The following is a 19,910-nucleotide window of genomic DNA, read 5'->3' as shown; positions in this document are numbered from 1 at the left end:
ATTTGATAGATCACTCATGAAAGTGGCCCTCCAAAAGTCCGCGCGACATTACTCGCTAACGGAACGTTCACAGAAACCAGTATTCACAAGCCGAATATTAGCTAGCGCGTTTGCGCAGTCTTCGTCGATACTTGAACGTTACTCTCGAAGAACATGCTACCTTCGATAAGAGTCGTAACTTCACTGAGCTAATGACTATACAGTTTGAAACGTACTCCCCATGCTGTACAGTATCAGCGTTACACATATATACCGTGATGAGTTCATTTTCAAGAGGGCGTCAGTCTTTAGCGAGGCCGTTAAAAAACAGACCTTCAGACATAGGTTTCAATTCGATTAGGGGAGCTGCCGTTAGCCCAAGAAAATCAAACGAAGGGATTGTCGGCAAGGTTAACTATAAACTGCTGAAATTGGTTGATTGATGCCTGGTTCAAATGCTTGTTTTTCGAGAGATCATCCAAAGTGGCCTCTAAAACTTCAGGACGTAACTTATGTGACCCAGAAGAAGAGGAATGAGCATCAAGTGCGATCAGCCATGCATTCACAAATTCGTCAAGATTAGTTCGGCTTTTGAGGCTCATATGCATAGGCGCGTGATAGAGATCTATTTTTTCCGAACTGGACATTGACCATTCTGAAACAGCAAATATGTTGCCGATGCTAAATTCTCGACTGCCGTCCAATGCTGACATGCCTTCAATATCGACACGCCAAGCTGAGTTTTCGTATAAAACACCAAGGGGATATTGAGGGCCTGATTGATAATTATTCACAGCATAAGAACTCGGATCAAGTGGATCTAGAAGAACATCCCCATACTCGTCGAGATCACTGTGAAGCGCGTCAAACCACTCATCAATGCCCGGAGATCCTGCAACTGGCATGAGTAAATCACGAACGCCGATGTACAAATCACGAATGGATCTAAACCCTCGCGAAGTATCGAGTGAAAAGCGATTGTTTAGAGAATTGGTTAAACCCTCTTTGACCTCTTGAAATGGCTTTGAATCACTTATCGGTGAACGAAACCAAGGCATGAGGGCTTTGCCAATAGTGCCGCCTGTGACAGATCCAGCAGCAGCGGCCCCAAGGAGCGGAGCGCCGACAAGTCCGGATGCACCCCCAATGATACCACCCACAAGGGCTCCGGCGGCTACAGGTGCGACCGAGATGATAGCAATCGTTCCCATGACAATGGAGAGGTTTTTTATACCGACTTGAGAAAGCGTAACCCGACGATAGAATTTAGGATCTTCTGAATTAAGCGTAACGTTGTCTCGCAAGAGCTGAACCGCAGACGCGTCAATAAGATTGGGATGCTTTAGAAGAGCGTTAGATGCAGTGACAATATCGGCTGCTAGCTGACGGGTCTGACCGGGCGTTCGATTTTCTTGATCGGCGAGCGATGAAATGCGGCTTCCCAAGGGCGTACTTTGGATAAAAGGCGCGTGAAGACGTATAACCTGTTCAAGAGTTGAGGCTTCTGAAAGGCTCAGCTCTGGATACTCATTCGTAGGGTTTTCGCCCATATCGCGAGACAATCGAAAACGTGTCTCTAGATCCAGTCCAGCTACATAAGTTGGGAGTTCAGACAGATCTGTTGTATCAACGTCAACAAGCTCAGAGTAGGTCGACAATGACGCCCATAAATCCGGGAATTTATTGCGTAATGTCGCGCAAGATTGCTGAGCATTGCGAACAGATTGGCGGAGAACCGCATGAAGATCATGTGTGAGCTGCGAGAAGGTAACATGAGCTACGTCTGGTACAACACGCCCCTCATCATAACGCCAACGTGGGCCGAGGTCTTGATCCGGAGGGCTTAATGTCGTTTTGCTGGGACTCAGGTCTAAAAAATCATCAGGCGGCTCCTCCTCGCCATAGTCGCCGGGGCGCTCAACCGAATCCCATTCATAAATGCCGTCTTCTTGGACACGATCAACAGCACGTTCAATAAGTTCTGCAGAATAGAGATCACCAAATTCATCCCAGATTTGTTCACTGGCATCATATGGACCACCGAAGGTATATAAGTAACCTCCTTCTCGGGTATTATAAGTGAGCCGATTTACTGGGTCTTGAAAGTTGGAGTGAAACCAGTTGGTCATCAGAGAAATCGCAACTTCGTTCGAAGTCTCTAATGCCTCTTCCGCTGAATCTATTTTTTCCGAGGTCAAGCCAGACGCAAACCTGGCCCAACATGTGACAAATGATTCTATCCAATCATCTTTATATTTCGGAACTGCATTGTCATGGATTACGCGTAAAAAAGCATCTCGGTATTCACCGGAAGGAATAGAGTTTTTGTTTCCCCAAGCCTTTACAGTATTGATATCTATGAGGCCGTATTCCTCGTATACATCAATCAACTCAACAATATTTTGATAAGTCCAGCCAGCGACCTTTCGCATGTAGCTAAATAAGCCAGATGGAGTGTAAGCTTCTATTTCATCCGGCGGACTAGCTATTATCCGGTATTCCATTGATGATTTCCTGACTTTCTGATTATTTGGATTAATAGGGGTATTAAAGTCAATTGTAATTACTAACGCTGCGAACCTGAGGTTACTTTACCCAGATCCAAATCTCTCTAATTAACAGTCCGAAAATCACATCCTAAGCCCCTCAATGATTTAAGTATCGGGTCAAATGTCAGCTATCTCAAATAGTGAGTAACCGTTAAATGTTCATCTTCAACATAGTTCCATGGCAGGAGTTTGTCGAGGTCTGAGATTTTGGTGTCTTGGATATTTGCCAGAGCATGTGTCACGCCGCCTGCCTCTACAAACAAACAGATGCCCTGAGAACGGATCCAGTTTTAACTGGCTTTCACACAAGGCCGCGAGAGAGTTAAACCCTCTAAGCATAAGAGCTGGAGAATAACTTTTAACATGCTGAATCGGGGTATTCAACTCTGCCTAGCCAATTTCGTAGAACTCATTAATCTTGCGGGTTTAATGAGTTTTCTGTTGTTATGATCTTTAGAGTTTTTGATCCCCTTGTAAGTGCTACATAAAGCTCTTTTTTAGAGAGAGCTGCGGCATCCAATACAATTGCATGATCAAATTGCTGCCCTTTCACTAGTAAAGTGGTGCTAACGCATTTTGGATGTCTAGTTGGGCGACCATAATGCCTAAACTCTCTATGAAACTCATGAGCACAATCAATCAAACTTAACTCGCTAACTTTATGCTTTTTCAAAATTGCCTGAAGGCGGTTAAGAAGGTCTCGGCGGTAGACCTTTGGCTCATCAAGAGATCTTATTTCTGTAAAAATATCATCTAGATTAGCGCTCGTTGGAGTTTCAATAAAATTGTTTAACGATGAAACCAGTTGAACATTCGGAGTATTAGCTCTTATGGTACTGTGCTCTCCTCGTTTTGCTCCTGCTGGAAGGTTACCGTTCACTGCAGTCATTACCTTTTTTAACAAAACTATAGTGCTTAGTAATTTTTCTGATGACGACTCTTTTGATTCTAATTCAGATATAAATTCAAATATTGCTTTCCCTTCCACCTGTTCAATTGAGTGAAATTTTCCACTCACGTTTTTAGCCAAAGAATGGCAACCATTTATGAAATGACCAGCATGTATTGCTACAGCTGTATCACCTCGTGGTAATGCAAAATATCGACAAGTGTTTTGCTGTATTCGGCCCAATTGATCAGGTGTAGTAGCAATTACGTCAACGCATTCAGGTGCGTTATTCAGAGGTATCGGGGTGTTTTGTAATATATTCTCTCTAACAGACTGAAGCCAAGTTGCTAACGCAGGGTTGTCATCTTTAAGCCACCTGTGTGGAGTATTGAGCACGCCAATTGCCTCTAAATTATTTTCCACATCATTTTGCCAATCAACGATCTGCTGGCCTTGAAACTCAAAAATTCCTTGTAATGGATCACCTAAAACCCGTGTGGGGAGGTATTCGGATAAGTCTAGGACTATCGAATGTTGAAGGGTTTGGCAGTCTTGATACTCATCGACTAGTAAACCAGCGTATGAGGCTGATAAAATTTTACGAATAAATGTCTTATTTAAAAGTAACCTAGTCGAATTGTATAACTCTAACCACTCAGCGTTTGTCTGAGGTTGGGGATTTGTAAACCCGGATGTGTTTGGGTACGATAAACAAAGTTTTAAAGCCCAGCCTGCAAGCGTGTTTACATAATAGTTCTTACTTGGAACTTTGAGTTTTTTAAGACTGGTTGTTATTGCATTTACGCCCGCATAAGTGTGGGTTAAAATTAGTTGTCGTCCCTCAGAATGAAGAACCGCTTCACATATAGCATGGGTTTTCCCGTAACCTGCTGGAGCAGTAACGTATCCACAGCCTTCAAAATTTGCTATGCGGCTAGCAACATCATTCATCTGATATCCAGTGACGTAATTGACTGACTTTAACACTTAAATCACTATTGACCATTTCCTCTGACTTTACATATGGAAAAATCAATATTGCCCAAGCTTCTCCTCTATCTGTACGTTTAAACCATTCTGATAATTTCGCAGCCTTTCCGATAGCATTTCTTAAGTCTTGAGCATCTTCCCAACTTTCGATATTTGTATCAATTACCCTACCAATTGCAGATCCAACATTGGCAACAATTGCATTATTACCCAAGGTCTGTGCAAGCCGTAGAGATTCCACCACTCCCTCCCAAGGAAGGTCGTTAAAGACACGTTGTTCAAGACAGAACGAATCCGCCCAAACTATGACTTTTGTTCCGCTAGTAGATAAGGTGTTTCTAGTTGCTTTTGAAAAATTACTCTCATCATCTGCATCAGCAAAAACACAAGAATTGTATTGCATCAGATTTAAATCTTTGACGATTCCTTCGATTTTAGATGCCCCTCTAGCGTCTAAAAATGTTACACCATGATAGGAGCAACTTAACTCTTTTTCTTTGACCCAAGATTGATCCAACCCTCTTAAGAAGCCAACCTCTGTGGCACCTTCACAAACTATTACTTTTGAAGCCAAGAACGCTTCAGCAGCAAGCCTAATATTTCCCTGCAGGTTATTTTTAATATGCTCTTGAGCTGCAGGAATTATTTTAGTCTCTGCAGTGCTCGCGTGAACTACAAATAAGTTTTCGACTCCGAGCTCGCGCAAGACAACGGGAGAATGGGTTGTCATTATAAATTGACCCACAGCGTCATCCGCCAGTGTTTTTAAAAGTCTCGCAATTCTATTTGGCTCCAGTCCAACTTCAATCTCATCAAACAGAGTTATATGATGCCCCTCTTTAACTTTTCCTTGCAAGCTTCCGATCAACATTCTTTTAGAACCTAGTCCGAGTTGATGAATAGGGACATTGCCATCATGGAGGCCGAGTCCTCCCTGTCGAAGCTGAATTGCTGCGAGATCTAAATGAGCTTGGTAGCCAGTATTTACTTGTATGCCCAGTTCGCGTGCTGCAGCTTCTGCAACACCTGCAGCTTCGTCTAGGTTAGCAATTTGGTCTCGCTGTCCACACAGTGCTTCCTTTGCTGCTCGTCCTGCTATTGCTAAAGGCGATGTAACAACCTGCTTCTCAGTAATTCGGTCTAAAACTGAATAACGGCTCCATGTAAGATGGATATCTCTATCATGTCCGACTAGACTTACATTAGCTTTTGTTCTGTCAGCAGTTTTGAAATCACGTCCTTCATCATGATCTTCTCGTACAACACTCCATTTAGGCTCTAAGTCCGCGCCTACAGAGAACCTCACCTTAAGTGCCAGTTCCCAACCTTCATCATCTTTAGGTTCAGTAGAGTATTCATTAGTGGCGATGTTCCATCCACTAAGGTTATCACCAAAATCAAACCTACTGATAAACTCTTCGGGTAAATTTCCTATGGTAGCGAAAATCTGAATTGGTTGAGAAGGATCACAATTGTGAAAATCGTTGTCAGTTATTTTAGGATTCCAATATGGCGAAAAAACTAAACTAATTGCTTCTAGTATTGTTGATTTGTTCGAATCTCCTGAACCGATCAAACATATCTGAGGAATATCCGGGATGGACCAATTTAGAGATTTTACACCTCGGTAGTTTGCTATTTTGAGATTTCGTAATTTCATTCGATTTTATCCCATTTTAGGAAGAAAAGTGCTTCAAGCAATCTTCCTGCGTAGCCAATCAATCCATAAGTGTATTACAGGTAGGCCAAACCTCAGTCTACCAAAGACCTAATGTGCCGAATTAGGGTTTTCGACTCTAGGGACGCCACCTCCACCATTTTCGTAGAACCCTTGCGTCTTGCTATAAAAGGCGCAATGAGTAGCGTTTTCTAAGACTACAAGTATCGATTAAAATGAAGCTTACTTTTCAAACTGAACATATTTCAATCAAGCAACTTGCTGATACTGAATTACCGACGTTAACAGTTATGACCGGGCTGAACGGTGCTGGGAAAACACATTTACTTCAAGCGATAGATAATGGCTCTATCACCGTTCAGGGTTCAACCCCTGCACAAGTAAAGTACTACAATTTGCTAAACTTCCGTATGAAGTCGCCAAAGGCGTTAAATGCGCAACAGTTAGCCGCTCAAACCCTTGCTGGTTGGCAAATTTTAACTGGTGTTAGTGGAAATCCAAAAGTGAATTGGTTGAGGACGATGCATCAATATTTCTCCAAAGTTTTTGGAGCTACAGATATTAAGACAGCTTACCCTGACGATGATGGATTTCTAGAGCATAGCTTTTGGCATAAATATGAAGGTGAGGATGAAGAGTTTCTTTCGAGAAAGAAGCAATATGAATCTTTAGTACGTCATCATTTATTTGAGAATCTAAATTTCAAGAAAAATGGCTATCATCAGTCAATCTCTAGGGCCCTCAAGAAGTGTCAGAAACCAATTCACTTAATTGTTGAAAGTGAATTTAGAGAACACTTCTCTCCGCACTCATCCGGTAATGATTACCTATCAGCGTCTCTTAGCGTTGTTTTTACAAAATACAAAGTGAAACAATTTTTATGGGCTCATAGGCAATGGGGTGCAGGCGGTGTCAGTTTGCCAATTGAAAGTTTTTATCAAAAATTTGAGGAAGAAAACCTCCAACCATGGGTCGTTATAAATGAAATAATGGAAGGAATTCATCAACAAGGTGGAGGACAGGATGTTTTCAACTTTGAAATCACGAACCCTCAAACTGATGTTTTAACTTTGGAAAGCTACCAAGGTTATATCTTTCAACCGCAGCTTTTAGACAAAGTTCATGGTCAAGCGCGAGCGTTTGAGGCGCTTTCTTCTGGAGAGCAGACATTATTAGCTTTAGCACTCTCGATCTATCAATCTGCGGATAACTTTGAATTACCAAAAGTATTGCTACTTGATGAGATTGACGCTTCGCTTCACCCATCAATGACGAAAGCACTACTGGGTACTTTAGAGTCTGTTTTTGTTGCACGTGGAATCGAGGTAATTCTCGCCACCCATTCTCCTTCTACAATAGCCTTAGCTTCTGAAGAAACCATTTACGTCGTCAATAAAGGAAATGTGGCTACTAAGATTAGCAAACACAGCCGGGCTCAAGCGATGAGTTTAATTTCAGAAGGCTACATTACTTTAGACCAAGGTATCTCATTATTTAAGGAGATGTCAGGTCATGACACATGCATTATTACTGAAGGGCATAATACAAACATAATTCAGCAAGTGCTAAACTTAAGTGGCATTTCTAACGTTCAAGTGCTTGATGGCTTAGAATCCATCACATGTTGTAATAAAATGCGTGCCTTGTTTGATTTTCTTTCAGAGTTACCTCACGAACAGAAAGTTATTTTTGTCTGGGACTGTGATTACAAAAAGTCATTTGTTAATACTGACACAACTTTTGGATTCAGAATTCCAGACAATAAATCAAATAAAATTGTCACTCGAGGTATTGAAAATGCGTTTCCCGAAAGTGTTTTTGAAGGCTTCACCGTTAAAATAACCAAAAATGTTGATGGAACGGAGACTCACTTTGAGGAGTTTAATAAAAATAAAAAGGGAGAATTTGCACAGGCTATGGCGTCAAATACTGACATAAGTAATTTTTCTTCTTTTGCAGGGCTAATTGAAATTATTACTGAAATTCAGTCTGATTAAACTTACTAAAGGCCTTAACGTGCCGAATTAGGGTGTTCGACTCTAGGGACGCCACCTCCACCAACCGTCCTTTCTTAGTCTCCGATCCGGTTAAAAACCGGAAGGGGAGCGCTAATCGGGGTGTTCGACTTTCCATTTCTGACCAAGTGGGAGGTTTTTCGAAAAGAAAGCCCCATGCTTTGACCGTAGACGCCTTTGACTGGGGGTTCATTAGCCATTTTTCAGGGTGTTCCACCGCCTCTTTGATCTTCTGAAAATAGGTCTCAATTTGCACATCATTATTCACAAATTCAGAGAGCTGTTTAACGGCTGAATTTATATTGTCTTCCAGCTCTTCGTACTCTTGCTCAAGGGCTGTTTGGACAATATCAGATGCACAGCGTGATATTTTCCCTACCAGTTGAGTTTGACGTTTTCGAAGGGCTTCAATATGCGCTTTTGTTTGCTGTTTGACGATTTCATCAGCCTTGTGATGTTTGATCCAAACATCACGAACAACTTCTTTCAATACGCCCAATAATTTCTTCTTGAACCTTATGTTTCGAACAGTCTTAGCAACCGTATCTTCGAACACCTTGGCGTTGACCCCGAAGTATTTATGATCGCGGCTGCAATGGTAATACCCAAATAGCCCCCCAGATTTTCCACGGCTTTTTGAAGCTTTAAAAGGTTTATTGCATTCAGGGCAGCAGATTACATGTCTCAATAGAAAATCACCTGTCTCGGCTGTGCTGATTTGTTTTCCAACATTCTCTTCAATCACGAGATCATTATCGACCTCAGTGATTTTTATGCGCCCACGATTGGCTCGATTGAAAACATCAATGGATACCAGACGCGGACATTCTCGTGGCAACCAGATGGCTTTTCGCTTTGTCCACTTTCCAATACGAATGCCGCAATAGACGGGGCGTCTGATATATTTCTGAAGTTGCTTAGGTGTGAGTTTAACACGCCCGCCTTCTCCAACGACTTCCCTCGTGACCTTATCATACCGCCTAAACGGACGGCTCTCATACCCCGCATTATTAAGTCTTTCACAAATTGTTGTATCTGAGAGATGCCCTTCAGCCCGAAGGGTATACATCATCTCGATGTGAACAGCTTCGGTTTCATCTTTGACCATGATGGTACGTTTGCGCCCATCAGATGTGACAGTCTTTTCATTTTGAAAGCCGTAGTCAGCGGATTTGTATTGAAAACCCTTTTGCGCGCTTTCGATTTGCCCGCCAATACAGCGTGTCAGAATTTGAGTGGCTTCTGCATTAGCCTGTTCTGCCATAATGGTTTCAGTGAGACGGCTTGGGGAGCGGGTAGACCACTCATATGAAAACCCCGTATGAGCCAGCGTGTTTACTGGCTGTTGAATGATACCGGATGCATCAACAAGTTCAACGCCAAGAGACCGGAGTTGCTTTTGCAGATAGAGGTAAACCTCTGCGCCTGCTCGTGTAAAGCGGTCAATCTGGCTAACAATGAGAGCAGAAATTTCACCCTCATTTTTAGCGAGGTACTCTATGATCTCTTCCAGCACTTCTCGGTCAGCTTTCCGACCGCTATAGTGCTCTACAAAATAACGGACGATGGCGTACTCATTGCGCTCAGCAAAATAGTCAATTGTCCGTTTTTGGACATTGATTCCTTGTCCTTCTTGATATTGCCTATCTGATGACACGCGTAATAAACTGATAGCAAGTTTCATGGTGATTTGGGATTAAAAATTTAGTCGCTTACCGGTTCAGAGCCTTGAAGTGACGTCTGACATTATTCCACAAAAGTAGTTGCGGATTTGGAAATGAAATACGAGGCACGCTCATATCACTGACGCTTAGTGAGCTACGCATATCTTCAATCTGGCTTAGGGATAAACATAAACGGCTTTGGGGTTGTTTCATGTCTAATAAGATTATTTGTGAAACTTCTTATGGTCAAACTTCGCGGTCAAAACCGCCTTGTCTGGTTTGGTTTTTCTGTTCGAGAGTCTTTTTTTGTAATTGCGCCCTTTCAAATAAAAGCGTTTCAGTACGGCCCGCTTCTTGTCTTATGTTTTGATCTTTATTCACCTGCTTCTTCAAAAGGGTGTGTTTCGTTCGGTTATAACTCAAATGATAACCTGTTAAGTAATTTTCCTGATAGCCTTGAGCTATCAGGCATAAGGCTAATTTGGGATGTGGTCGTGAACGCTTACCTTCAAGCGCGTCTTGATAACCATCTTGAACGCCCACTTTAAATCCCACTTGCTCAAACATTATACAAGCCGTTCTGGGGCATTGTTTTCCATGTCACGGCGCTCCTCTCGTCCGCTCAATAAGAGCAATCGATCTGACTTTGCTCGATCATATCCCTCTTCATAAGCGACCAAATAAATATGCAGGCATGTTTGATCTGAAATTGAAGCTGCGCGCTTCGGATTTGGGTCGAAGGCTGTCCCTTTTAAACCGTGTTTATAACCTTCATAATATCCTTCTCGTTTCGCTACGATATGTGTCATCTTGCATCTCTTCCTTATAATTGAATAAGCACCGGAGGGACTTTGGCCGCAGAGGCGGGCATTTGAATAGGGACGGATCTCCGTCGCTTCATCGTGCTTTGTTCATAAAACCGTTTGGTTTTCAGCTTGATGGGCAGATGATTGGATTGCAGCATTAAGGCTTGCTTTTGCTTCATGCGGATAATCTCATTAGCAGGCATAAGCGGCGCTTTTTTATTGCGCCCTAAACGTGCCTCTAGATTTCGGGCGGTGTCGAGCGCCATGCCAGGTAGGTAAATTTCTGTACCGATAGACTCCAGAATGGTCTTGGCATTGATCGCGCCATACCGCGCTTCAATCTGTGCCAGTGATTGCAGGAACATCGCAAAACTGACTTTGTATTTGCGCGCTGTCGCAGCATAGGTTTCAAAGTGATTGACGCGTAGATGGCCAAACTCTTCTAAGAACAGCCAGACAGGCCTTCCAGTGTTGCTATGATTGGTCAGCAAGGCTCTGAACAGGTCAGTAAAGAACAGGTTTAATATAAAAGAATAGAACGGCATTTGTGTCTGATTGACCAAGATGAAAAGGGCGGTGGGCCTATTTCGTAAATCAGAGAACTGAATGGTATTCGTCGCTGTGACCGCCGCGATTTCTGGAATGCCTAGTGGATCAAGCGCCACATCGGCACTCATCAAAACCGATTGTATGGTTTTGAGATTTCCCTGAACAAAAGCTTGGTAACTGGAAAAAGTTGCTGGATCAGATTGGGTGGCTCCCAACACAAAATTATCAATCTTACCGAGCTGCCCTTTTGGCGCGGTATGCGCGTCAAAGCTCGTGATGAGATGGCGTAGATTAGCAAGGTTGCGATATTGCGGGTCAGGTTGATTATGTAAGCACTGCGCTAAAATACGAATAAGCTTCTCTGCCGATTGTTCCCAAAAAGGGTCGCCCGATCCGCCGCCTTGTTTTGTATTGGCGGTTGAGACGAGTATCTTAGCAAGTTCGGCAATATCTTTGGGAGACTGGCAATTCGCTAGAGGGTTATAGGTTTCAGACTGCGTAAGATTGATGAGATTGAGGCATTTTATTTGGTAGCCTTGGCTTTTCAAATAGCCTGCCGTGTTTTGATAAACTTCACCTGATGTGTCGGTAATGACAAAGCTGGGTTTATGCTTTGGGAGATTCAAGAGGTTTGGAATCATGAAGGTCGAGGTCTTGCCGCGCCCCATTCCACCTTGGATCAAAAGACTCTCATAGGTGGCTTTTTCTGAGAGACGTTGCGTGTGACCATCGACGAGAAAGCCGTCTTGATGGCCGCCGAGTAAACGCCATTGTTTCCAGCCGCTCATAAAGCCGCTAACTTGCGCGCCTTGGCCTGTCAGCCATGTGACTAACCCAAACAGACTTTTACAAAGCCCAGAGACAAGGTTCATGAGCCCCGTGAGAACAACACCCGCAAAACTCGTGGCGAGTTTGCAACTGCCTTGCTTCAAGGATTTCAAAGAGCCCACTCCAAACAGGAAAATCATTAAAACCAAAAGCGGCGATCCTGCCATGAGGGCAGGCAAAAGCGGCACGAGAACTAAAAGCGCCAGTCCGCCTATAAAAATTGTTTTGAGAGGTTTCATCGATCACGCCCCTCATCAAGGCCGCGATCAAAGTCAGACAACTCTCGCGCCGCACTGCGCTCCAATTGCTCTCTGGCTTTAAGCAAGGCTTGGGCACGGCTATCGGCTGGTGTATGTGTTTCTGGTTTTTCTTTGGGCGTGAGGTCGGGCTTAGGTCTAGATTTGGAAGACGCGATTTGATTTTCTTTTGGTCTCACTAGCGGTTCTGATTGTTGTGCCTGTGACCGTTGTACGATGTGAGCAAAGGTCTGATCCAATCCCAATGTTTTCAAACGATAGCGTTTGCGGGTCTCGATGTTCTCAACGCCCCATTGCTTACCGCGTTGGTAGAGACGAAATCCTGCTCGGTTTAAATCTGCTTTCAACGCGTCAACATGCGCGCGGTACTTAAATAGAGTTTTGAGCGTAGTCCCTACGGATTGTTTTTGAGAGAGTTGTCCTGTGCGGCGAACCATCTCTCCTTCGCTGGCTTTAGTTTTAACATGGTTTGACGAAGGTTTGTTGTAGACGCGGTGTTCAACCAATTCTGGAAAATGAACTTCCTTGTAAGACTCTAACTCTCTTTGGATGCGAGCATAGCTCTTACGATCCAGACGTTTGCGTGTTTGTGATCCAAACTCATTTGCTGAGATCATTAAATGAATATGCGGGTTTGTCGTGTCAAAATGGACACGTCCCCATGTGAGTTGATGGGGCGCACGCTTTTCGCAATACTCATGCGCGAGCGCCTGCAAGATTTGCATTTGTCTGTCCTTCGGCAAATGCGGTTGCGGTTCTAGGACGATGATTTCGTGATACAGCGCATTCCCGTTTTTACGTGGCGGAAGATGTCTATAATTATCTAAAAACAGACCTGAGACGACCTTCTGGTTATCACCAGTGTAATAAAGATTACGCGCAAAACAGCGCTGACTCCCGCCAGACCCGTCTTGCCCAATATACCCTGCTAATTGGGAAAAGGTTGGGGCTTTGCGCGACATGGATTTAACAATCATGGGACGGCTTTGATAAGGACTCTGGACGCGAAGAATGTGGTGAATGTGAAGGCGTAAGCGTTTTAACGTCGGTCTCGAACTGACAGAGACGATGTTCTAAACGCTCAAATGTAGACAAAAGGCTTTGTCCAATCGCGTCATCACTGTTGGCATAAAGCGTCCCATCCCTATGGGCCTTGATGTGACCAAGGCGTACCGCTTGGTTGAGGTTATTGCCGATACGCCGCAACTCAGCCACAAGCTCTGTCTGTACGGTCAGGACATCAGCGGACGCTAGCTGTCGTCCTGAAAGATAGGCACACGCACAAGCATAGATGTGCCCCCATACGGTGCGGCCCTGTTCTGCGGCCAATGTCTCCCACTGAGCATAGTCTCGGGGATCAATCGTTCCAAACACCCGCTTAATATGGCGCTTGTAATTCTGCCAATAATCACGGCGGTATTGCGTGAGCTTTACGGCATCTTCACGCTCTGCTGATTGCTGTTCAGGACTGGCAGCAAATAGACGCCTCCCACTGACATTCGGGAGCGAGGCATCTTTGAGCGAAGAGGGTTTGCGAGGGCGCGGTGTTTTTTCCATGTGACGAGTTCCAGTTTAAGAATGGGATTTTACGTCACAAGTTTTGTGCAAAAACATCCCTTGCTCATAGAGACGGTTATCCGTCGTCAATGCCAGCGTTTCAAAAGGCTTTGCCGCAAAGGGGTTCAAAGGGGCTTGCCCCTTGCAAGTTGCATGTCGCCAAATAAGAGCTGTGCTCGACATTTGTGCTGACATGCAAACTTGCGCCCCCGAAATCGGGGGCTGTCTCAGCTTTGCTGCTTAAACGCGGCGTCTCGCTCTGCGAGTTAAATGGCATTGCCAAAAAACCTGCTGTGCAGGTCGTTTGGCGTTTTGAGATATTGAAAGGGGCGTACACTCCAGAAAATTTAATATTCCTCTGGCAACATGAGCGTCATAACTCTTTTACTGACAGCCGCATCGCTCGGATCAGGCGAACGATATTGTAGAGTAAGGTCGTACACGTCGATCTTAAACCAGACACGCACGCCGTCTATAGTGACTTCGCCGAAGTCGTGTTCGCCGTAGGGGTCATTGTCTGGAGTGAAAGCACTGAAGCTCTGAATGGCAGGCATAAGCTGGTTGAGGGTTTTATCCTCCAAGGCTCGAACGCCTTGCGTGGCGACGATGGTGCCGCCTGTAAAGGTCGTACGAAGACGGTCATTTAGGGTGCGGCAAAGTTCGGTTTGACGGTCTTGCGAGTCCAGATTTGTGGCATCTGAATTGGGAGTGTTTGAAAGGCTCATAGTAAAAGGGGTTAAAGGATAAGAGCAATGTGGGCAGAGCTGATAGCCGAGGTGAAGCGTCCAGCAGAAATCCCGCTTGCGGGTTCAAATGCTTGATGATGAACGGCTCAGCTAAAACCAGACATTAGCTTATATTTAAGCCGTTTTATGCGTGTTACCCAAATACTTTCACGGATTGCACAAGATTTGGATTTGCACAAAACCTGCTTTTACTTTGCCAATTTATGAGCCGCTTTAGCCTATGAACAGTACGCGTTGTTTTAAGCGTTTCTATTTTTAAAACCTGTAACTTCCTCTTCATGCCTGCTCCTGAAAAGAAGCCCTCTAATGTATACCTTGCCCCCGCTCACTTAAACCACATACGGGCAACAATCGACTGGCAAGGTCTGTTTAACGGGCTGGGGTTGAGGCAAGACGTTCGTAAATCCAAGCCCAATGATTGGTGGGCTTTCTCGCCATTCAAGGAAGAAAAAACCGCCAGTTTCCATATGGGCGCGGGAGGCATTTGGTATGACTTCTCCGCCGGACAAGGCGGAGGTCCCATTGAGCTCATACAGCAGATGAATGGATGGAATTGCTATGAAGCGGCGCATTACATCTTGGAGCAGGGTTGGGCATCCAATGTAGCCACAATACATGAGACGGAAAAGACAGTTCGAAAAAAGGTGAAAGCGGCTCAAAACGCGCCGCAGAACGAACCGATACGACAAGATCTTTTACCCCTCTGTCGTTATCATGAATATTTGGAAAGTCGCGGCATATCAGAGGACACCTGCAAAGCGCTAGGTATTGGTTACCTAGCTCAAGGTCGCTCCCCGTTACGCGGACGTGTAGTTTTTCAGATAAGAGATGCACGAATAAGCCCTAAAACAGGTCAGCGAGAACAAGTTATCCTGTCTCATATGGGCCGCGCCATCGATAATCACAAAAAGTACAAATATCTCTTCTATGAGGGGTTTCGGAAATCAAATGAGCTTTACGGCCAAGACATCATTTGGACTGACGCAGAAGCAAAACGGCAAATTCAAGACACAGGATATATTGTTTTGACGGAAGGGCCGTTTGATGTGGCTAAAGCCTATGAAGCAGGTTTGCGGAACGTCGTTGGAAGTTTTGGCGCTCACTTGTCTGATCATCAAGTAAGTGCATTGAAAAATATATGCGAGCATTTTGAAATCAATGATATCAAAATCGTCTACGATAGAGACAGTGCAGGACAAAAAGCCACGCTCAAAACAATTAAAACGATAGAAAATATGAATTTAAAAGCGAGTGCATTCGACTGGTGCATAAGCTTTGCAAGTGAGGATAAAGCGCCCGTTGTTTTACCAGATAAAATAACTGACCTAGCGGGATTTAATCCAAAACAGATTGTTTGGCTTCGTAAGTGTGGATTGCTTTAATTTGGAAAAATGGAAGAAATTTGGTATAATTAACCATCATAACTCTCAAACATGGCCAAGCCCAAAAATAACCCGTACGAATGTTTACCTCAGATTGACCTTGTAGCAACCCAAGTCCCTGACGGGATGGTAGCTCATACAGAATACGGAATTACCAAGAATTTAGCTGAAGCTGAAGCAATCGCTGTCAGTTTGAAAACCGACGGAATTATCAATTCATATGAGTTTAAGGCGGCATCCGAAGTTGGTTTAGAATGGAGAACAGTAGACGGACAAAAACTACCTCAAAGCGCCAAGTGGTCAGAAGGTGCTTTCATTCTTCTTTCCAATCTGACTGGAGATGAGAGAGTAGGCAAACATGGTCAAGTTTTGACCCGTGCGGGGCAGTCACAGGAAAGGATCAATGCAGATTTTAGAGACTTAACCTTGACGTCTAAAGTAAATTCAAAAGAATGGCTTGATCATCTAGAAAAATGCCACAAAATCTGGGAATGTATAAAGAACGGGGATACAGACTTTATGACTTAGGGCGACCAATTGACTCTTTCATTTTTCTAACATTTAGCTAACAATTACGTAATCAAATCAACAAGAGTTAATGGGGAGGATTTTGAGTGAAAAAAGATAACCTTAATCCTCGTGCCGCTACTGACTCAGGTGATATAAGGCAAAATGAAGTGGAAGTCGGTGATTTTCATTTATTGGCGGTAGGCATAAATCTATACGACCATGTCGGATGGAATGATCTAAAATCTGCCAATAATGACGTGGCGGCACTGTGCGCCCTCATGGAGTTACGCTATGGTTTTAAAGAAGAAAACATAGTTTTAATTCCAGAGGCTGAAGCAACTAAAGGCGCTATTTTTTCGGCTTTGCGAAATTTCTCTCCATTAAGAAAATCAACTAGGAAGCTTGGGCCAAATGACTCATTGCTGATATGGTTGGCAGGGCATGGAGAGAAAGATGTCTATGAGCCCGAAGAGGAAGAAAATGATATAAATGGAAATTTGAAAAGGTTAAGCTACTTCATTCCAAAAAATGCTCCTCCTGAGTATTGTGGAGAAACATGGATTAATTACACAGACTTTGTTTCGCACCTTGAACCAATACGTGCGCGTCATATCTTGGTTGTTTCAGATAGTTGTTTTTCTGCGGGCATTTTTGAACGAAATAAAAATAATTTAGGGGCTGACGACTCAACTGTAGAGGCGGCTAAAGGAGAAATGCGTTTTGCAAGCCGCCGAGCGCTCACCAGCGACGCTGACATGAGAACAGTTATTGATTGGGGCGCATACCAAAATCATTCTGTCTTTGCATACCCCGCACTTAATTTCTTGACACGAAATCGACAATCACATTTATCTTCAAGCGGTTTTGCTTGGAATATTAAGAAAGATATGTCGTCGAAACACCAGAGTTTTCAGCGACCACGTGAAGGAAAACTAGATATTGATGGCAATAAGGGTGGGCAATTTGCTTTTATTCTGGAATCTTCGATTTATGAGTTTTCTGAAAGTGAGTTTAAGGAACGAAAGAGTCACTATCTGAACATTGTAGCCACTCCAGTTGTCGAGAGGCAAATAAAAGAGACTGAAAAGCCAAAAGTGGCTTTGAACAAAAAACCTAAGAAAGACGCTAACGCTGAATTTAAGAAAATTCTTCGGAGTCCTTCAGTTGATCTGCTTCAAGAGTTTATTTTCGAATTTCCAACTAACGAAAACTCTCCAGAAGCTTACTATCAAATAGGCCTTTTATCATGTGCGAATAAGAAATTTGTCGAAGGGCATAATGCTTTTCTTAAGGCCGCGACAAGAAGCCATTCCCGTGCGATGATGGCAATTGGACATCAATACAAGGATGGGCATGGCGTTATTGAGAATCCCGAAGCGGCGTGGGAGTGGTATTCTAAGGCCGCTGAGCACGGAGATTTAGATGCAAAGCATCTGTTAGAGCTTGCAGAGAAGAAAAGGTCTGAGGAGGCCAAGGATCAGCTCAAATCTGAGTTTGAGGAAACCCCAATCACGAAGGCTCAAGAAACAAACGAACATTCTTCTGAAAACCATCTTCTTGAAGGTAATGATAAGAAAGTCTCGGATGAAACTGAGGCGGCAGAATTCACTAATGATAAACAGGTAGCAAAAGTTAGTAAGCGATCTAAAAAGAACCTTGCATACATTTTTAGTGCAATAGTTTTAACAGGTATTTTAACGACTCCATTAGTTCGAGATAACATTCAAAAACGTGAATTTCAGACGGCTAAACAGCAAGCTATTTCACTGAACACCATCGCAGGGTTTGAAAGCTTAGAAGAGTTTTTCCCCGAACATGCTGAATATGTGAAAACTGAAATTTTGAGGCTAAATTCGGAAGAGACTGACCGTAAAGATAAGGAGGCTTACGAGAGTGCTGCATCAGAGAATACTTTGGCTTCATACAAACACTACCTAGGTAATAATCCTGACGGAAGTTTTCGTTCCGAAGTTGAAGTAAAAATTCTTGAACTTACCGAAACTGCAAATAGAGCAAAAGCTCAAGCTCAAATTGAGAAGGATAATGCTGATTGGCTTAAAGCTCAAAACGCGAACACAGTAAGAAGTATGGATAAGTATTTGGCTAATCATCCAAGTGGCCAATTTGTCAGCGAAGCAAAAGCAAAACGCGTCATATTGTTAGATGATGAAGATTTTGATCGGATAAAAAATATTGAAAATATGGCGTCGCTGTCTGCACATGTCGATAGATTTTCGTATTGCACTCATTTCGGGTCTCTGGATGATCGAGCATTTGCTTTAGCGGTGCAACGGGATACAAGTTTTTCTTACAAAGAATATGAGAGATATTTCAAGTCGGGCAGATATTTGGGTAAATCCAAATTAGCAAGTTCCATGGCATTAGAGCGCGAACTTTTCGAAAGTGCTGTTCGTAGCTTGGAGCGAAAAACCAGTAAGGTCGATCTAACCGTAGTAAAATCTTACATCAAAGAATATAGAAATGGAAAATATCGAGGTGAATTGGAAAGCAAGACACACGATGCTGTTCAGGTCGGACTTGAAAAAGGGTATGAACAAAATGTAGCAGCGGCATTTGAATATGCTAACTGGTTTTATGATTTTGAATATATTGATGAAATTAATTTAAAATACGTTTCTCTCTATGGCATAGACAATTTCTGGAATAGTTTCGGTGAGCAAAAGATAGAGTCGATAGTATTAGCGGCAAGAAATGGTGACCCAAAAGCTCAAAATAAGTTAGGAACTTCCGTTAACTCCAACAGAGTTCCAGCAAGTTTGAATGTTGAAGGTTCTGCGTATGATTGGTGGATTAAAGCTGCAAACCAAAATGACTCCGATGCTCAAGTGAATATTGGAAACTATCTGCTAGGAAATGCTAAAAATCGGAACGATGAGCTAATAGCTGCTGAGTGGTATGTAAAAGCATATCAGTCAATTGTGATGGATTCTAGAAGGAGCAGCGCTAACTATTACGCAGGACTTCGTGCTGCAAAAATATATATAAAGGACTCTTCAACAATTTCTAAGGGAACTGCGATATTGGATAAAATTGCTTTATTGAATGATAATAGAGGCAAAACGGCAAGGGTTATTTTATCCCAACTGATACTCAATAACATGTATAGGAATGGTGATTATGATCAAGCAGCAAACTGGCTTGAAGAAGCATTACTTATCCGTGACGTGGAATATGATAATTCAAACGTCGATATTTTAGATAATATAGCTCGTTATAGCTTGGCGAAGATATATCTAATTGGTTTGGGGGGGCAGAAGAATGTTCAAATTGGTAATGTTAGATTGGCTGAGATCAAAAAAATTGATGGCACGGGAAAAGAGCTAAGTGCTGAACTCTCGGGCACCGCTACAAGGCTCTTGAAAGTGACCATTGGGGAAACCCGTTATTGAACTAGCATGTATGATTAATACATATTGAGGGACAAGAGAACGCAAAGATGTAATGAGCTTTTAGGACGGATTGCCGTCCCTTTAATCCGAGTACAAAAGTG

Annotated in this window: 15 protein-coding genes; 4 read left to right on the top strand and 11 right to left on the bottom strand. The window is 43.3% G+C overall.

Features of this window, described 5'->3' with window-relative positions; translation table 11 throughout:
* Positions 1-365 precede the first annotated feature (365 nt).
* From F569_RS0105340 to F569_RS0105330, 4 genes are all read right to left on the bottom strand, one after another.
* Complete coding sequence (locus F569_RS0105340; RefSeq protein WP_154813643.1) at positions 366-2,483, bottom strand: hypothetical protein; 2,118 nt, start codon at positions 2,481-2,483, stop codon at positions 366-368.
* Positions 2,484-2,693: 210 nt separating this feature from the next.
* On the bottom strand, positions 2,694-2,867 hold the full coding sequence (tnpB, locus tag F569_RS20045) for an IS66 family insertion sequence element accessory protein TnpB (RefSeq protein WP_154813657.1): 174 nt from the start codon (positions 2,865-2,867) through the stop codon (positions 2,694-2,696).
* Between the two features lie 73 nt (positions 2,868-2,940).
* Positions 2,941-4,368, bottom strand: a complete 1,428-nt coding sequence (locus F569_RS0105335) for a UvrD-helicase domain-containing protein (RefSeq protein WP_026941364.1) — start codon at positions 4,366-4,368, stop codon at positions 2,941-2,943.
* On the bottom strand, positions 4,361-6,067 hold the full coding sequence (locus F569_RS0105330) for an ATP-dependent nuclease (protein ID WP_026941363.1): 1,707 nt from the start codon (positions 6,065-6,067) through the stop codon (positions 4,361-4,363). The genes F569_RS0105335 and F569_RS0105330 overlap by 8 nt, the downstream gene beginning before the upstream one ends.
* 233 nt (positions 6,068-6,300) lie before the next feature.
* Between F569_RS0105330 and F569_RS0105325 the strand changes: the two genes are divergently transcribed.
* The gene (locus tag F569_RS0105325) at positions 6,301-8,082 is read left to right on the top strand and encodes an ATP-binding protein (RefSeq protein ID WP_026941362.1); all 1,782 of its coding nucleotides are present in this window, start codon (positions 6,301-6,303) and stop codon (positions 8,080-8,082) included.
* Here the strand turns inward: F569_RS0105325 and F569_RS0105320 are convergent.
* The 7 genes from F569_RS0105320 to F569_RS0105285 all read right to left on the bottom strand — a co-directional run bounded on the left by F569_RS0105320 (position 8,060) and on the right by F569_RS0105285 (position 14,486).
* Positions 8,060-9,784 carry a recombinase family protein gene (locus F569_RS0105320; protein WP_026941361.1) on the bottom strand — a complete coding sequence of 575 codons (1,725 nt, stop codon included), beginning with the start codon at positions 9,782-9,784 and terminating at the stop codon, positions 8,060-8,062. The two genes, F569_RS0105325 and F569_RS0105320, sit on opposite strands and share 23 nt — an antisense overlap.
* A gap of 226 nt (positions 9,785-10,010) precedes the next feature.
* On the bottom strand, positions 10,011-10,331 hold the full coding sequence (locus F569_RS0105315; RefSeq protein ID WP_026941360.1) for a hypothetical protein: 321 nt from the start codon (positions 10,329-10,331) through the stop codon (positions 10,011-10,013).
* The gene (locus tag F569_RS0105310) at positions 10,331-10,573 is read right to left on the bottom strand and encodes a hypothetical protein (protein WP_026941359.1); all 243 of its coding nucleotides are present in this window, start codon (positions 10,571-10,573) and stop codon (positions 10,331-10,333) included. Before F569_RS0105310 ends, F569_RS0105315 begins: the two co-directional genes overlap by 1 nt.
* 14 nt (positions 10,574-10,587) lie before the next feature.
* Positions 10,588-12,186, bottom strand: a complete 1,599-nt coding sequence (locus tag F569_RS0105305; protein WP_026941358.1) for a type IV secretory system conjugative DNA transfer family protein — start codon at positions 12,184-12,186, stop codon at positions 10,588-10,590.
* Positions 12,183-13,181, bottom strand: a complete 999-nt coding sequence (locus F569_RS0105300) for a relaxase/mobilization nuclease domain-containing protein (RefSeq protein WP_026941357.1) — start codon at positions 13,179-13,181, stop codon at positions 12,183-12,185. The genes F569_RS0105305 and F569_RS0105300 overlap by 4 nt, the downstream gene beginning before the upstream one ends.
* Complete coding sequence (locus F569_RS0105295) at positions 13,171-13,761, bottom strand: MobC domain-containing protein (protein WP_026941356.1); 591 nt, start codon at positions 13,759-13,761, stop codon at positions 13,171-13,173. Before F569_RS0105295 ends, F569_RS0105300 begins: the two co-directional genes overlap by 11 nt.
* Positions 13,762-14,108: 347 nt before the next feature.
* Complete coding sequence (locus tag F569_RS0105285) at positions 14,109-14,486, bottom strand: DUF3768 domain-containing protein (protein WP_084168805.1); 378 nt, start codon at positions 14,484-14,486, stop codon at positions 14,109-14,111.
* A 299-nt stretch (positions 14,487-14,785) separates the two neighbouring features.
* Here F569_RS0105285 and F569_RS0105280 point away from each other — a divergent pair, with 299 nt between their 5' ends.
* From F569_RS0105280 to F569_RS0105270, 3 genes are all read left to right on the top strand, one after another.
* On the top strand, positions 14,786-15,889 hold the full coding sequence (locus tag F569_RS0105280) for a toprim domain-containing protein (protein WP_026941353.1): 1,104 nt from the start codon (positions 14,786-14,788) through the stop codon (positions 15,887-15,889).
* 51 nt (positions 15,890-15,940) lie between these two features.
* A complete protein-coding gene (locus tag F569_RS0105275; protein WP_026941352.1) occupies positions 15,941-16,417 on the top strand; it encodes a hypothetical protein in 477 nt (158 codons plus the stop codon).
* Between the two features lie 86 nt (positions 16,418-16,503).
* On the top strand, positions 16,504-19,809 hold the full coding sequence (locus F569_RS0105270; RefSeq protein WP_026941351.1) for an SEL1-like repeat protein: 3,306 nt from the start codon (positions 16,504-16,506) through the stop codon (positions 19,807-19,809).
* Positions 19,810-19,910 lie beyond the last annotated feature (101 nt).

The sequence above is a fragment of the Hellea balneolensis DSM 19091 genome (assembly GCF_000428525.1).
Taxonomy (GTDB): Bacteria; Pseudomonadota; Alphaproteobacteria; order Caulobacterales; family Maricaulaceae; genus Hellea; species Hellea balneolensis.
The sequence above is the reverse complement of the archived record's forward strand: the minus strand, read 5'-3'. Positions and strand labels throughout refer to the sequence as shown.